At 37.9% G+C, this 15,744-nt stretch carries 11 protein-coding genes and 1 pseudogene; 5 read left to right on the top strand and 7 right to left on the bottom strand.

The features are described 5' to 3' along the window. Positions 1-5: 5 nt before the first annotated feature. The 6 genes from sucD to BQ3481_RS03665 all read right to left on the bottom strand — a co-directional run bounded on the left by sucD (position 6) and on the right by BQ3481_RS03665 (position 7,941). A complete protein-coding gene (sucD, locus tag BQ3481_RS03690; protein ID WP_157927032.1) occupies positions 6-926 on the bottom strand; it encodes a succinate--CoA ligase subunit alpha in 921 nt (306 codons plus the stop codon). Continuing rightward, positions 919-2,031, bottom strand: coding sequence for a succinate--CoA ligase subunit beta (locus BQ3481_RS03685; protein WP_157927031.1), 1,113 nt, complete (start codon positions 2,029-2,031; stop codon positions 919-921). The genes sucD and BQ3481_RS03685 overlap by 8 nt, the downstream gene beginning before the upstream one ends. Before the next feature lie 387 nt (positions 2,032-2,418). Then, positions 2,419-2,748: a hypothetical protein gene (locus BQ3481_RS03680; RefSeq protein ID WP_157927030.1), complete on the bottom strand. Its 330-nt coding sequence runs from the start codon at positions 2,746-2,748 to the stop codon at positions 2,419-2,421. A gap of 45 nt (positions 2,749-2,793) precedes the next feature. Continuing rightward, a complete protein-coding gene (gene ileS / locus BQ3481_RS03675; protein ID WP_157927029.1) occupies positions 2,794-5,991 on the bottom strand; it encodes an isoleucine--tRNA ligase in 3,198 nt (1,065 codons plus the stop codon). A 149-nt stretch (positions 5,992-6,140) separates the two neighbouring features. Then, positions 6,141-6,377, bottom strand: coding sequence for a hypothetical protein (locus BQ3481_RS03670; protein WP_157927028.1), 237 nt, complete (start codon positions 6,375-6,377; stop codon positions 6,141-6,143). A 376-nt stretch (positions 6,378-6,753) separates the two neighbouring features. Further along, positions 6,754-7,941: a TrmB family transcriptional regulator gene (locus tag BQ3481_RS03665; RefSeq protein ID WP_231911856.1), complete on the bottom strand. Its 1,188-nt coding sequence runs from the start codon at positions 7,939-7,941 to the stop codon at positions 6,754-6,756. A 145-nt stretch (positions 7,942-8,086) separates the two neighbouring features. Here BQ3481_RS03665 and BQ3481_RS03660 point away from each other — a divergent pair, with 145 nt between their 5' ends. The 5 genes and pseudogenes from BQ3481_RS03660 (at position 8,087) to carB (ending at position 14,954) form a co-directional block, all read left to right on the top strand. Further along, positions 8,087-8,650 (top strand): hypothetical protein, encoded by a 564-nt coding sequence (locus tag BQ3481_RS03660; protein WP_157927027.1) that lies wholly within the window; start codon positions 8,087-8,089, stop codon positions 8,648-8,650. 9 nt (positions 8,651-8,659) lie between these two features. Then, positions 8,660-9,238 (top strand): hypothetical protein, encoded by a 579-nt coding sequence (locus BQ3481_RS03655; protein ID WP_157927026.1) that lies wholly within the window; start codon positions 8,660-8,662, stop codon positions 9,236-9,238. A gap of 11 nt (positions 9,239-9,249) precedes the next feature. Continuing rightward, on the top strand, positions 9,250-10,434 hold the full coding sequence (locus BQ3481_RS03650) for an AAA family ATPase (RefSeq protein WP_157927025.1): 1,185 nt from the start codon (positions 9,250-9,252) through the stop codon (positions 10,432-10,434). A gap of 95 nt (positions 10,435-10,529) precedes the next feature. Then, positions 10,530-11,702 carry a glutamine-hydrolyzing carbamoyl-phosphate synthase small subunit gene (gene carA / locus BQ3481_RS03645; protein ID WP_173848077.1) on the top strand — a complete coding sequence of 391 codons (1,173 nt, stop codon included), beginning with the start codon at positions 10,530-10,532 and terminating at the stop codon, positions 11,700-11,702. Further along, positions 11,689-14,954 (top strand): annotated as a pseudogene (carB, locus tag BQ3481_RS03640) (carbamoyl-phosphate synthase (glutamine-hydrolyzing) large subunit). The gene carA and the pseudogene carB overlap by 14 nt, the downstream one beginning before the upstream one ends. A gap of 11 nt (positions 14,955-14,965) precedes the next feature. On the opposite strand, the gene BQ3481_RS03635 reads toward carB, so the two are convergent. After that, the gene (locus BQ3481_RS03635; RefSeq protein ID WP_157927024.1) at positions 14,966-15,712 is read right to left on the bottom strand and encodes a metallophosphoesterase; all 747 of its coding nucleotides are present in this window, start codon (positions 15,710-15,712) and stop codon (positions 14,966-14,968) included. Positions 15,713-15,744 lie beyond the last annotated feature (32 nt).

The following is a 15,744-nucleotide window of genomic DNA, read 5'->3' as shown; positions in this document are numbered from 1 at the left end:
TCCTGCTATTTGATTCTACCTTTTTCAAACTTTCCTGCTAAAAGCATGGGTACTTCAGCAGGCCTCTTGGCAACTGGTACATTTGCCTTGGCATACATTGATACCTTTGATTCGGCAGAACCGTAATTTCCATAAACGATCGCACCTGCATGCCCCATTCTCTTTTCTTTTGGTGCTGCTCTTCCAGCAATGTATGCAACTACTGGCTTGTCAAATTTGGTATCAATGATATGTTGCGCAAGCATCTCTTCTGCATCTCCTCCAATTTCGCCTACTACTACAATTCCGTCAATATTTGCTCCGTCTCGTATGATGTCAAATGCCTGAATTAACGGCGTGCCGTTGATTGGATCTCCACCTATTCCAAAACATACGCTTTGACCAAAGTTTGCAACAGATAAGTTATGTGACACTTCATACATCAAAGTTCCACTTCTTGAGATTACTGCAATTCTTCCTTCCTTGAAAGGCATTGCTGGCATAATTCCTATCTTAATTATTCCAGGAATTATGATTCCTGGAGTGTTTGGACCTACCACGATGGCGTCTTTTTTCTTTGCCAAGTCTACAATTGTTAATGCATCTTTTACTGGGACATGTTCTGGGATGGCTATTAGTAATTTTATTCCAGACTCTAGTGCCTCAACTGCTGCAGACAAGAAAAATTTTGCTGGAACAAATATGATTGAAATCTTGGCACCTGTTGCACTTACAGCCTGACTCATTGTTTCATAAATTGGAACTCTTTCATATTTTTGTCCCCCCTTGCCCGGTGTCACACCTGCCACAATATTTGTCCCATATGCTAGCATTTGCTGTGTGTGGAATGCACCAAACTTTCCTGTGATCCCCTGTACGATGACTGGTTTTTTCTTGTAATCCTTGTCACTCTTATTACCAATTAATAATTCAAAAAGATCAACCATTTTTATTCATCTCGATTACTGCCGCATTTATTGCTTCTTCAATGGTGTCAAACATTTTTGTTCTTGAGCCCTTGAGCATTTCTTTTGACTTGTCTGCTTCTGCGCCTGACATTCTTGCAAAGACTGGAAGATCTATTATCTTATCTTCATATGCTTTGATAAAAGCGGTTGCAACTGTTGTAGTCTTGACAATTCCGCCATAAAGATTTACAAGTATTCCTTTCACCTTTTTCATTTTACTAATCAAAGTGAGTGCCTCATACACTGTCTCAGTAGTTGCACCGCCTCCAACATCCAAAAAGCAAGCAGGCTTTCCTCCATTGTCTGATAGCATGTCAAGAGTAGACATGACTAAACCTGCACCATTTCCTACTACTGCAATATTTCCATCAAGCTCTACAAGTGAAAATCCACTCTTTTCTGCCCTCTCTTCAAGCTCAGAGATTTCTTGGAACTTGCGTAATTCCTCGTGTCTGAACATTGCATTGTCATCTATGATGACCTTACCATCTAGGGCAACAACTGAATCGTCCCCTACTACTGCAAGCGGATTGATCTCCGCAAGCTCGGCCTCCTTTTCTATTGTAATTTTTGCTAATTTCTGTAAAATATCAACAAACTGAGTCAGTGGCTTGTCTTTTAGTCCCATCTTTTTTCCTACTTCTTCGGCTATCTTAGCATCAACGTTACCAAGTCCAACTTCGTGAATTATTTGATTCTTGACGGATTCAATCTCTACACCTCCCTCGCCTGATGCAATTATTGTATAGCACCTTTTGCCTCTGTTCAAGAATAGTGAAAGATAAAGTTCTTTTTTAATATCTGCCATTTTTTCAAGTAAAATTGCCTTTGTTTTTTCTCCCTTGACTATTTTTTGCATTATGTCTGGATATTTTAACTCAAATTCATCTACGTTTTGACATCTTTGAATGGCACCTGCCTTTCCTCTTCCTCCTACTGCCATCTGTGCTTTTATTACAAACGGAAATCCAAGCACTGCGGCGTCTTTTCTCCCCTGTACAATGTCTGTAGATGTCAATCCCTTTGGAATTGGAATGTTGTATTCTGCAAACAAAGATTTTGCTTGATACTCTAGTAGACGCATTGTGATTTTTCATTTTTATGGTCTTTATAATCTGTTTGATGTTGTATATTCACACAAACTATGAATTGATAATGTTGTCAAGATGTGAAATCAAGTTTGGCATTGTATGTGGAGTAAAATCATATTCGATCAAAAATCCATTTACTGATTGTCACATATTGCACGTGATACTTTACACAATGTAATTGCGCCTGATATGCCGACCTCATCTATGTTTCACATTGATAGTATTATGACACAAATGTTTTGGGGTCGGTACCGAGTGTCAAATGACACCCTCTTGCCTGGTCCGGCCCCAAAAACTATGACTGTTTTTCACGCTGACACTTTTAAGGCTAATTATCGTGAAATTGAAATTTTATGATATAATAATTGACGTGAAAAACTTTAGTTGAATTGTTCTTCCAATGTGTCTATACATTGAAGAAACAGATCCTTGCTTTTTCGCATCAACCAGTTTGGAAACTCATCTGGTGTAAAAACAAATTGTTGTTGAAAACTTGGAACTACTCCACCCCCAGATGTAATTACTTGTACTATGACATATCCATCTGTGATGGTACAAACGGTCTCCTGATATGCCTCTTCTTCCTCTTCTAGTGTATTTCTGTATAATACGAGGGGGGTCTTGGTCTTTGTAACGTGAGACGATGCCTTCTTTAATAAAATGGCAAGGTGTGATATGAGCCAACCGTCTAAGGTTATCTGTTTTGGCATGGAGTATGGTATATTTTTTTATTATTTAATGCAATGGATGAAGCACTACTCGATTGAGATTCGAATTTTTTGACCATCTAAATCTTCATCTTTGTAGTTTTTTGCCTTGTCTTCAAATATTATTTTTTTAACTCGCACTAGATATGAAAGATCTGATTGCTTTTCTTTTGTCATCTCAAGAGATTCATCATCAAGACCTACAATATATGCTGACTCCAGTATATCAGTTGGAGTGTACCCTCTCTCTTTTCTTAATACTTGTAATCTTCTTGCAATGTCTCTTATCATGCCTCTTGCCAACATCTCACGATTTCTAGTTGTACTGATAAATACAATTAGGTAATCATGGCTTGACATTGCAAACCCTTCTTTTTCGGAGTACCCTATTATGAAATCTTCTTTTAATAATTCAATTTTAGTATCTTCTAGATCAAATATGTGTGCACCATTTTTCAAAAGATCATTTACGATTACACTCGAGTCTGTCTGTGCAAATTTATCTAATAATCTTCCCATATTCTGTTTTGCCTTTGGTCCAATTTTTTTTCTTTCAAGTTCTATCTTTGGAACGATTGGCATTTCTTTTTGTAGCAGATTTGACACAAATTCAAGTCCGTCTGATTTTTGTAATTCAATTATCTCATATTTTTCTACATTAAGTTGAGAACGCAGTAGCTCAGAGAGCGATTCTAATTTTTCCTTCTGACCTGGCTCTACACAAATTATTGCCTTGTCAAGGGGCCACCTTCTCTTGAGCTTGCCTTTCATTCTTGCAGCAGAAGAAACAGAGACTGATTCCTTCATCAAGTCAAATGCTTCCTCAACTTTATCATTTGTAAGAGAAATCTGTGATGATGGATGATCTTCCAAAAGTATGTTTTTTTTATTTGCAAACATGGAGTCATAAAGATATTGCGTTATAAACGGACAAATTGGATGTAAAAGTATGTCAAGTGTAATCAGTATTTCTGAAAGTGTGGCGTAAATTGCAAATCTTCGTTCCTTCTGAGAATCATCTTCTGCCCACAATTCTTCGCGTGTGATTGGAATGTATACCTGACTTACTGAATTTATCAGATAGTCGTCTATCGCTCTTGCTGCTTCGTGGAACCTGCATTTATCCTGTGATTCTATTACTGAAGAAATTAATTTCTGCAGTTTTGATAAAATCCAAATTTCTGGTTCCTTTAAGAGGCTCTTGCCTTCTGCCCATCGTAAATTGTGTTTTTTATCATATTTATCATACTCACTATTTTGTTTAAAATACAAATGAAGATGATATAGAGTACTTAGTATCTGGTATGGTCTTGATACAAGCTCATCAGTGCTAAAATTAATTGGCTCAATTGGACTTGATTTCCACATAAAGTATAATCTCACCAGATCAACAGAATGTTCTTCAAGCAATTCAATTGCATCCATCACATTCCCTTTACTCTTACTCATCTTGTTGCCATTTTTGTCAAGTACATGACCTTGGAACAAAAATGATTTGAATGGCGCAATGGGCGCGTTGTTGAAAATTACGTTTTCTATTAATAATGTATATGCCCATCCTCGTGTCTGGTCTATTCCCTCGGTCAGGAAAAGTGCCGGAATGTTGTCTTTATAGTCTTCATCAGAAAGTGATGCATAAGGTGCAGCACCACTGTTGTGCCATGTATCCAAAACAAATTGTTCTCTTTCCATCATACTTCCACACTTTTCACATTTTATGGATACGTTGTCTATCCATGGTCTATGCAACTCAAAATTTGGCCCATCTGGAAGATCCGATGCTGATTTTACTATCTCCTCTCTTGAGAAAAACCATTTGGAATGTTTACAGTTTTTGCAATTCCATGTGGGTAGTGGACATCCCCAGATCCGCTCCCTTGAAATACACCATGGATGTTTGTCTTTTATTATTTCCAAAAATCTATTTCTTGGAGGCTCGAAGAAATATTCTACATTTTCTGCGGCTTGTACTGCCTTGTCTCCTAGTCTGTCAAGAAAATAGAAAAAACCTCTTCTTGCAAGCCAGAGCAACTTGTGCTGTGATCTCCAGCATAATGGATATTGGTGTTTTATTTTGCCAATTTTCACAAGTGCGCCTTTTTCCTTTAACGAATTAACTATTTTTTCATCAGCATCTCTTACAAATAATCCTGAATATACTCCTGCTTTTTCTGTAAATTTTGCTTCATCGTTTATTGGATTGAAAATTGGCATTGCTCTCTTTGACGCAATCTCGAAATCGTCTTCTCCGTTGGCAGGGGAGAGGTGAACAAGACCGCTTCCTGTTTGAATATCTACAAAATTTTCTGCAACTGCAATGTGGAAATTGGAAGATCTTGAAAATTCTTCCAGACCTGGAATCTGATCTAATAGCGGGTGGATGTATTTTTTTCCCTCTAGGGTAGAGCCTTTCACAGTCTTGGTAACTGTATAATCATCAATTTTTACTTCTTTCATGAACTCCTCTAATCTTTTTTCACCAACCAGCCATGTCTCATTTCCTACTTTTGTATGGACATAATTTTCATCTGGGTTTAGTCCTACCATGGTATCTGTAACCAAGGTGAATGGCATCGTGGTCCAAACAATCAGATAAAGATCTTCGTGATGTAATTTGACTTTGTAGTAAAGAGATGGATCTACTACTGTATCATATCCTTGGTTGACTTCAGCATGACTCAGTGATGTCTGACAGCTGGGACAGTATGCAACCACCTTGTATGACTCTGATAAGACTCCGATCTCTTGGGCCTTTTTGAGATACTTCCACTCTCGCTCTATGTATTCATCTTTGTATGTCCAGTATGCCTTTTGTTGGTTAAATGACATGCCTAGAAGCTTGTCAAGTGCAACCCATTTTTCATTAAATCTGTAAACAATTTTTTTACACTCTGCAACTATTTTTTCAATTCCTACGGATTCAATGGCATGAGATTTGCCTCCTGAAATTCCTAATTCTTTTTCTGCTTGCAATTCAACGGGAAGTCCTTGGGTATCCCATCCTGCATTGAAGATTACTTTGTAACCTCGTAACGTCATGTACCTATACCATAGATCCTTCATTATTCTTCCTCGAAGATGTCCCGCGTGTGGAATTCCATTCATGGTTGGCGGTCCCTCTATGAATGCGATTTTCCTAGTCTTGTTTTTTGACTCAAAAATTAATTTCTCTAGATCAAGTTCTGCTAGAGCACTCTTTACATCTGCCTCTATTTTTTTTGGGTTAAAATCCGTTGATAATGACATTCTAGGGTGGAGTGGACTGCATCATATTATAAAGGTACAATTGTTAAAAAATATAAAAATAAAAATGATTTATCTGTATATGACTGTCTATTGAGCCATGCTGGAAAATGTTACAGGCATGTATCCAATTTTGATTGCATTGAGTATTATCACCTGTGATGATGATAAGTTTTGTTCCATGCTCTTACTATCAGATCAGTTGTATTCATTGGATTCTTCGCAACTATCTTGTAGCTAAGGTGCATGAAATTTTTATCATAGGTGACTTTGGCGGTTATGCTCTTGAATACGTTATTTGGATCTACTACAGATACACCATTTGTTTTATCAAATTCTGTCCCTGTGTTGCTCTGGTATGATTGTGGATTGTCACCGTTTAGGTTCATGAATACTATCACATGTTGGATATTTTGTGAACCATCATGATGATAGATCTTCAAACTAATGTCTGAAGTGTCATTTATGTACAAATTCTGAGTTGAAATTGTTTGCGAATATTTTGAGACGTCTATTGATTTTCAGTTGATCTGAAGACCGTTTGAATATTGCACAAGGCTTCCCACTCTGAATTCAGGACTATATGATACACCATGTCCATTAATTGCGTATGCTGGTGTGCTGACACTAACACTGTGGCAATTAGAGCAAACAGGGTTTGTAGTGGTTAACGCTTTGATTGCTGTGCTAGTCATGTTTTCATAATTTACATGGGCATGCTATGTGGGTATGTGTCCCATGAAGCGAATATTTGCTTTCTATTGTCTATGGACTCATACTGATTTTGGAATCAACCTTGATGTGAATTCGCTCGCCATTGTGTACGTGATCATTGTAAATCATCTTGGTCTTGACCCCCTTTTTATTCAAATATCCCTCAAGCAGTAATGCCCATGGAATAGAATGGCCACTGTTCATCTTGGATTCTATTACAAAATGATTCGCGTTAGATTCGTAGCGTAGACGACCAGAACATGTTATGTCAAGTGTGGAATTTACAAGGGATGTTATTTCATCAAATGTCTTTGATTCAAGATCAATTCCATTTTTATTTAAAAAATTCAAAATGTCTAATGCCTTATTTTTTGAGTTTATCATGGAATTCAAAACATAACCTAATCCATTCTGGGTTACTAATTGAATTGCTCTTAGTATCTCTTGAGCATCGCTCTTTGTCATATCTCCCAAGTTGCTTATCTTAATTCCATTTTTCCATATTTGATCAAATGACTTGATTTGGTTGGTTCCCAATACATCGTTTGAGTGGAATATTGCGCCTTTGCCATTGTTGCTATTTATCATGAGAATTTCAGAATCATCAAAAGTGAAAACATTCTGTGTGCTATCTGATGTCTTTATCTTGATTCCAGCTGGTAGGCCATAGAATGTCTCAGAACATACAAGGCTTGTGGGAATAACCATCTTGATGTCAATATCTTTTCGCAATGCATGCAGAAGAACTTCTTTACATTGTGACAACAGATTCAGCCCCCATGAATCAATCACAATATGTATAGATGTCTTGGAGCCTTCTATCATTGTTTGCAGCTGTTTGAATACATAGTTTGCAGCCAGATGGAAATATCGCTGCTCTTCCGAACCTCTTGCTTTTTTACTATCTTCGCTTAGTTGCTTTAACTTTGTAATGAGACTGTTCATGGCATTTACACGATTAATTTGCTCCTGGATAATTTCATCAAAAGCGTCTTCTGGTGCAATTGCAGTACACATGATTGGTTTACTTTTTGATATGATTGCAATCTTTTTTCGTTCAAGTTTTAACAGGGTTGGATAGACTTTGGTTCTTGGTAGGTTGGAATAGTATGCAAGCTCCCCGGCAGAAATTGTACCCTTTGTGATTAAGGTGACATAGGCTTGGGCTTCATATTTACTCAGCCCGAATTCCTCAAGGCTTACAGCTAGATCTTGACCTTTGACCATGTGTAGGTTCATCAAATTGAAAGGTAAGCTAAATAGCTAAATTCATTGAACAAAGATTCGAAAAAATACTAAGCTGTATCTATCGCATGTGTTACCATGGTGACACTATTTGTTGTAACAAGGACCGTATAAGTACAAAGTCAGGCTTCCTACTGGGATGATAAATGAATCAAAATGGGTTATTGAACATGAAAATAAAAGCCAGCTTGTGCGTGCAAGCACCATAAAGCCAAGAATTGATTATGCAACAGAGATTGTAGATGGCTTACTTGATATTCTTGTACAGCATCGTCATGATGTAAATCAAAATAATCTTGACATGTATAATCTACTAGACAACGACCGTATGTCACTTACTACGCTTGAAAAACAAGTCAGATATGAGCGAGAACTCTCATACACGATTGAATCTCTGAGGCAGATAAGACGAAGCCTTGACTGTATAGTTGGCCTTGGCAATGTGCCTACTGTCTTGTCTCCTACGATATCAGTTGTCAGGACAATACGATCTAAACTACTCGCGCTAATGCCAGCAATGGATTTTCAGCTAGGTGAGCTGTCTCTTTTATTAGGCGGTATAATTATTGACGCAGCACACTTGGGAAGCGCAACTCTAGACTTTGCTAAAGCAAATGAAGTCTCTGGCAAGCTCTTGGATGAAGCTAAATTAATCGCCGACTCTAAAATATGCAAGCAGTTCCCTAATCTAGATTTCTGGTAAGGTCGTGGCATGCTTAACTTCACAAAGAGTGATGGTCAATCAGATTTGTCTGGATATATGGACAAAATAAGGATACTCTCTTCTAAGGTAGAACTAAAGATATCTCAAAAAGACAAGGATGAAAATGATGCATTTATTGAGACTCTTTCTGTTGAGGAACTAAAAGACATAAGACAAGTCATACATGCTGCTGAATATTTACTCACGAAATATCAAGACAAGAAGGAGATCAAGTCCTTTTTGCAGGAATTTGTTGGAATTGTACTACATGCTGCAAATTCTGTTAATGGAATGAAAGATAATCTTGAAGATTTAGTCATGTCTGCAGAGTTTGCACTGTGTCAGATTCAGACACTGCATGCTGATGTGACTCAAAGTCTTGTATTCAAAAGGGAATCTCAAACCAAGATTGATGATTTTAAAATTCAATCACTTTTAGACACACTTGTTCCACAAGTAGAACCTGTAAAAATGGCCTATGTTGAGGCTCAAATTCCAAAACAAAACGTTGGTGCAATTAATTTAACAAATTCTTCTAGACGAATTAACACCGGTGATTACCTTGAAAGAACTGCAGTCGAGATATAGTTGATGTTGTTATGAGTCTAGCCCCCCAAGAATTAGAAAATAGTGCAAGCAAATTTGCCGCAGAAGCAATAAAACTTGATTCCCAAGGTGCTCGTGGAATGGCGATTGCAAATTATCAAAGAGCAATCGAATCCCTTGTCAAACTAATCCAACTTTATCCTGAAAACAAACTAAATAGAGTATATCAAGAGAGAACTGCAGCGTATCAGAATCGTATCAAGGCTTTACAGATGAATAATGTAGAGTTAGAACCAGCAGTGGATCCAAAGGCTACTCCTGAAGAACAAAAACAATCTCTTACTAAAAATGAACTAGACTCCCTTATCATGAAGGAAAAACCAAATGTGACTTGGGAGGAAGTTATTGGTCTGGATGACGCAAAGAATGCTTTACGAGAATCAATTGTATATCCTGCAAAAAGACCTGATCTGTTCCCACTTGGATGGCCAAGAGGAATCTTACTTTATGGTCCACCGGGATGTGGAAAGACTGTCATCGCAGCAGCTACTGCCAACGAGATTGATGGTTATTTTATCAACGTAGATGCGGCATCTATGATGAGCAAGTGGCTAGGAGAAGCTGAGAAAAATGTTTCAAAACTTTTTCAGATGGCAAGAGGTTTGGCAGAAAAAGAAGGACTTCCAGTAATACTGTTCATTGACGAAGTAGATTCACTTCTTGGTAATCGTAATAGTGAGATTGGTGGAGAGATTCGTGTCAAAAACCAATTTTTAACCGAAATGGATGGAATAAATGGTAAGGGAAAAGATCTCAAGCTATATGTCATTGGTGCAACAAACAAGCCATGGAGTCTTGACTGGCCGTTTCTTAGGAGATTTACCAAGAGAGTATATGTTTCACTTCCATCTCTTGAGGCAAGAGAAAATCTCTTTGAACTCTATACATCGCAGTTACACAAAGATGACAAAGTAAAGTCACTTGAGCTTGCAAAATTGGCAGATGGATATAGCGCATCTGATGTCAAAGATATATGTCAGTCTGCCCAGTTGATGGTGGTAAATGATTTGTTCCACTCTCCACACTTTGGAGAAGAGGTGTTGGGTGAGCCAAAATCACAACCGCGTGTATTGACAACTGCAGACTTTAAAGAAATAATTTCAAGAAGAAAGCCAAGTGTAAGTATGGAAATGATACGTGCATATTACAAATGGACTGAGCAGTTCAAAGCACTCTGAATCTTATTTTTCCAAACATTTTCCATTAACCTGATATTCTAGTGGGAATTCAAATCTTAGATCGCCATAAAATTTAAATCTCTATTAAAATCCACATGCAGAGGGTTTCAAGGATTCCAACAAAAAAAGCCAAACATGCAAACAAGTTTGGTATGTTGATTTTAGAAGATGGTACCATTTTTGAAGGAATGGGTTTTGGATATCCGACTGTGGCGTTTGGCGAGGCAGTATTTAATACAGGAATGACTGGATATGTTGAGGCGCTCACGGATCCGTCGTACAGTGGGCAGATTCTAACACTTACGTATCCTCTTGTTGGGAACTATGGTGTTCCTGATCCTACTGCAAAAGATCCTGATGGCATACGAAAAAACACAGAGTCTGAAGCAATACAGGCAAGAGGTCTTGTGGTTCACGAATTGTCTCTCACTGCAAGTCATTGGAATGTCGCAATGACTCTGGATGAGTGGCTTTATAGTGAAAAAATCCCTGGAATTTCAGGAATTGATACTAGGGATCTTACCATGAAACTTAGAACAAGTGGAGTGATGATGGCTGCACTTGCCGTATCTGATACTCCAATTGATGTGCAAGAAATTAAAAAGAAACTCGAGTCTGCTACAAAATATAATGACGAGGAATTTATGAATGCTGTATCTATAAAAGAACCTCAAACGTTTGGCTCTGGATCTGAATCAATCGTGGTGATTGATACTGGTGTAAAAAACTCCATATTGCGAAATGTCCGAAGTCTTGGCTATAATGTAATCAAAGTTCCTTGGAACTATTCACTTGAAAAGATTTTGTCATACAATCCAAAGGGAATAATATTTTCAAATGGACCTGGTGATCCAATCAAATGTGCTGAAACAATGACAATTGCAAAACAAGTAATTGAAAAAAATATTCCGACATTGGGAATTTGTCTTGGGGCACAAATCCTAGGGCTTGCAGGTGGTGCAAGTACGTACAAGCTAAAATATGGTCATCGAGGGCAAAACAAGTCTTGCATCAATCTTGACACTAACCAAGTCTATGTGACAAGTCAGAATCATGGATATTGTATTAATCCTGACTCGCTAGAAAATACTGATTTTAAATTGTGGTTTACAAATGCTGATGATAAAACAGTAGAGGGAATAAAACACAAGCAAAAGAAAATAATTGCTGTACAATTTCATCCGGAGGCATCACCTGGACCTTTTGATTGTATGTTTATTTTTGAAGAGCTCAATAAACTCATAGGGGAGGACAATGCCAAAAGATGAGTCATTAAAGAAGATTCTGGTTCTTGGAAGTGGGGCAATCAAAATCGGAGAAGCAGGCGAAAGTCACAAAATGACCGTCAATTCGACTACTCCGGTAGCCAGTGCCTCAAAGCCATCCAGGAAGAGGGAATCAAGAGTGTTCTTGTAAATCCAAATATTGCAACAATACAAACTGATACAAGATTTGCAGACAGGGTGTACTCTATTCCAGTTAATCCACAATATGTAGAATCTATCATAGAAGCAGAGAGGCCTGATGGTCTAATGCTTGGCTTTGGAGGCCAAACTGCACTTAACTGTGGGGTAAAACTGGAAGAACTCGGAGTTCTAAAAAAATATGGCGTAAAGGTGCTTGGAACTCAAGTAGGTGGAATTCAAGCTACTGAAGACCGACAACTCTTCAAGGACTCTATGATAGGATGTAATGTACCAGTACTCAAAAGCAGAACTGTCTATAACTTTGAAGAGGCAAAAAAAGTTGCAAAAGACATTGGCTACCCCGTAATCATACGTGTTGCGTACACGCTTGGAGGAAAAGGTGGAGGAGTTGCACACAATGAAATTGAACTCCATGAAATTGTAGCAAGGGGTCTTAATGCAAGTCTTGTAGGACAAGTATTGATTGAAGAATACATTGGACACTGGAAACAAATTGAGTATGAAGTCATGGCAGACTATGCAGGAAATAATGTCATCATATGCAACATGGAAAATGTTCTATCAATGCGAGTACACACCGGTGACAATATTGTAGTTGCACCCTCTCAGACGCTTGATAATTATGAATACCAGATGTTACGCTCTGCAGCGTTACGTGCTGCAAAACATGTTGGAATTGTTGGGGAATGTAATGTACAATTTGCACTAGATCCAAATTCCGACAAGTATGTTGCAATCGAGATGAATCCAAGACTTTCTCGTTCATCTGCTCTTGCAAGCAAAGCAACTGGGTATCCTATTGCATACATGGCTGCAAAAATTGTAATGGGTCACACTCTTCCAGAACTTGTAAACAGAATCACCAAGACAACTACTGCATGTTTTGAGCCGTCCCTTGACTATATTGTATGTAAACACCCTAGGTGGGACTTTAGCAAGTTTGAGCTTGCAAATCGTAACTTGGGCCCTACAATGAAATCTGTAGGCGAAGTAATGGGGGTTGGTAGATGTTTTGAAGAATCTCTACAAAAAGCAATACGAATGCTTGAGATTGGAAATGATGGGCTTGTTGCAAACCGTAATCCTGATAAAAAATGTGACATTGAAGAAATTGAAAATAAACTGCAAAAATCAGATGATCATATTTTGTACTATGTGGCAGAAGCACTGCGGCAAAAAATGTCGATAGAACAAATCTACAAACTTTCTGCAATTGATCCGTGGTTTATTGAAAAAATTGAAAATATAGTAAAAACTGAGAAAAAACTCAAAGAGTCTACACTTGACGACAACTTATTACATGAAGCAAAACAATTTGGATTCTCGGACAAGCAGATTGGAAGGCTTGTTGGAAAAGATGATCTTGATATTAGAAAAATAAGAAAAGCGGCAGGAATTATACCTGTAGTAAAACGAATTGACACTTTGGCAGCAGAATGGCCTGCCAAAACAAATTATCTGTATCTCACATATGGTGGAAAAGTTAATGATTTCGAGGTAGTATCTGACTCTCAAAAAATCATAGTACTCGGTGCCGGTCCTTATAGAATTGGAAGCAGTGTAGAGTTTGACTGGGGAACGGTAAACATGGTCTGGGGACTAAAAGAGAATGGGGTAAAAGAAGTCTCTGTGATCAACTGTAATCCTGAGACGGTATCGACTGATTATGACATCTGTGATAGGCTATACTTTGAAGAGCTTACACTTGAGCGAGTGTTGGATATCACAGACTTTGAAAAACCAGATGGCATTGTTACTGCAGTAGGAGGACAGATTGCAAACAACCTTACACCAAAACTTGCACAAAATGGAATAAAAATAATTGGCACGTCTTTTGAAGACATTGACAGGGCTGAGAACCGTTCAACTTTTAGCAAAGTATTAGATGAACTAAATATCCGACAGCCGCCTTGGCAAGCATTTTCGAGTCTTGGCGATGCCAAAAAATTTGCGATAAAAGTTGGTTATCCAGTTCTTGTGAGACCTTCATATGTACTAAGTGGAGCTGCCATGAAAGTTGTATGGTCAGAAACGCAACTCAAACAATATCTTGCAGAGGCAACAAATGTTTCACCTGATTATCCGGTAGTCATAACAAAGTTCATGCTAAATTCACTGGAGGCTGAAGTGGATGGCGTGGGGGATGGAAAAAACGTAGTGATTGGTGCAGTAATTGAACACATTGAAGGTGCAGGTGTTCATTCTGGCGATTCTATGATGTGCATTCCACCATGGACTTTGAATAATAAGGTGATTGATACAATACTTGATTATGCAAAAAAAGTTGCAATTGCATTTAAAATCAAGGGCCCATTTAACCTCCAATTTCTAATAAATCAAGACCAAGTCTATGTCATAGAGCTCAACATCAGGGCATCACGTTCCATGCCATTTGTCTCAAAATTTGTAAGGATGAACCTCATCAACTTGGCAGCACGTGCAGTGCTTGGAAAGTCACTTCCAACCATCGCAAAAGACAGGTGGCGTAAAATACATCATTATGGAATCAAGGTTCCACAGTTTTCCTTTATGCAACTTGATGGAGCTGATGTCATACTAGGTGTAGAAATGCAATCTACTGGAGAGGCTGCATGTTTTGGAGATAGTTTCTATGATGCGCTTGCAAAGGGCTTGACATCTGTTGGGTACTCTTTGCCAAAACAGGGTTCTGTTCTTATCAGCGCGGGTGGATTTGAAAACAAGGAAAAACTATTGCAGACTGCCATATTGCTTAAAAGTCTGGAATACAAGCTACTTGCAACTGAGCATACTGCAGAATTTTTATCCGATAAAAGGATAGGAGATGTTGAGGTAGTATACAAAATAAGTGAGCCTCAAAGAAAACCAAATATTGCAGATTTACTTTATGAAAGAAAAATTGATTTCATAATAAATGTACCAAGTACATCAACACTTGAAAAATATGTTGGCATGCTTTATGATGAATATCAAATACGAAGAAAAGCTGTCGAGCTTGGAATACCTGTACTGATAACAACAGAGCTTGCTGATTCCTTTGCCAAGACCTTGGAATGGTTACGACATAACGACACTACAAAAAAACCATTAGAACCATACGAGAAAGTGGACTAGTTTTTCAAAAATCAAACTATGTTTTTGAGTATTGACTCGTCTCCAATTATTGAACCGTCAAGTGTTACAATCTTTGCAGAATAGTCTTCCTTTATTCTTGCAAGTATAGGCGAGATTGATTTTTTATGATAGTGCTTGTGTGTTGCATAAAAATATTTGTTAAAGGATGGCATTATTATTATCTCAATTTCACCCTTACTAGATGGAAAAATATTCTGTTTTCTGGTCTTGATTGACACCCATAATCTTTGTCCATCTAGTACAGAACCTTCTTGAAAATACACTGGATGAAGATGGCCCATGATTATTTTGTCTACATGCGAAAAATTTTCAGATGGCATCACATGACCGTGTGTCAATAGGGTATCTCCTATGACTAGACCTGATGGGCCGGTCATGGTAATATAATCTGGAATCAAATGAGCCAAGTTTCCATCATGGTTTCCTGGAACCACTAGCGTGTTGATTTTTTTTCCAATCTCAAAAAACATTGGCACTGTCTGCCATTCTATCTTTGAGATGGAATCTATGCCTGACTTGATATCGCCAAGTATGATGAGATTGTCAAGTTTTTCAGATTTTATCAAGGAGTTAAGAGTTAGGTGGATTTCTTCAACAATTTCTTCTGGCCTAACGTTTATGTCATTTGAGATCATGCCAATCTCAAATCCAATATGCAAGTCGGTAACAACAAGAAATCGTTGTATGTCTTCTAAAATTAATGCTGGCTGTGAAGGAATAATTCTTGTCTTTACCATCAAAGATATACCTGTCTTTTTTCAATTAAATT

Origin of the sequence: Candidatus Nitrosotalea okcheonensis (assembly GCF_900177045.1) — an archaeon.
Classification (GTDB): domain Archaea; phylum Thermoproteota; class Nitrososphaeria; order Nitrososphaerales; family Nitrosopumilaceae; genus Nitrosotalea; species Nitrosotalea okcheonensis.
The sequence above is the reverse complement of the archived record's forward strand: the minus strand, read 5'-3'. Positions and strand labels throughout refer to the sequence as shown.

What these genes read in the sequence shown, in the direction of transcription:
- sucD (WP_157927032.1), bottom strand. Translation starts at nt 926, where the DNA reads ATGGTTGATCTTTTTGAATTATTAATTGGTAATAAGAGTGACAAGGAT.
- BQ3481_RS03685 (WP_157927031.1), bottom strand. Translation starts at nt 2,031, where the DNA reads ATGCGTCTACTAGAGTATCAAGCAAAATCTTTGTTTGCAGAATACAAC.
- BQ3481_RS03680 (WP_157927030.1), bottom strand. Translation starts at nt 2,748, where the DNA reads ATGCCAAAACAGATAACCTTAGACGGTTGGCTCATATCACACCTTGCC.
- ileS (WP_157927029.1), bottom strand. Translation starts at nt 5,991, where the DNA reads ATGTCATTATCAACGGATTTTAACCCAAAAAAAATAGAGGCAGATGTA.
- BQ3481_RS03670 (WP_157927028.1), bottom strand. Translation starts at nt 6,377, where the DNA reads ATGAACCTAAACGGTGACAATCCACAATCATACCAGAGCAACACAGGG.
- BQ3481_RS03665 (WP_231911856.1), bottom strand. Translation starts at nt 7,941, where the DNA reads ATGAACCTACACATGGTCAAAGGTCAAGATCTAGCTGTAAGCCTTGAG.
- BQ3481_RS03660 (WP_157927027.1), top strand. Translation starts at nt 8,087, where the DNA reads ATGATAAATGAATCAAAATGGGTTATTGAACATGAAAATAAAAGCCAG.
- BQ3481_RS03655 (WP_157927026.1), top strand. Translation starts at nt 8,660, where the DNA reads ATGCTTAACTTCACAAAGAGTGATGGTCAATCAGATTTGTCTGGATAT.
- BQ3481_RS03650 (WP_157927025.1), top strand. Translation starts at nt 9,250, where the DNA reads ATGAGTCTAGCCCCCCAAGAATTAGAAAATAGTGCAAGCAAATTTGCC.
- carA (WP_173848077.1), top strand. Translation starts at nt 10,530, where the DNA reads ATGCAGAGGGTTTCAAGGATTCCAACAAAAAAAGCCAAACATGCAAAC.
- BQ3481_RS03635 (WP_157927024.1), bottom strand. Translation starts at nt 15,712, where the DNA reads ATGGTAAAGACAAGAATTATTCCTTCACAGCCAGCATTAATTTTAGAA.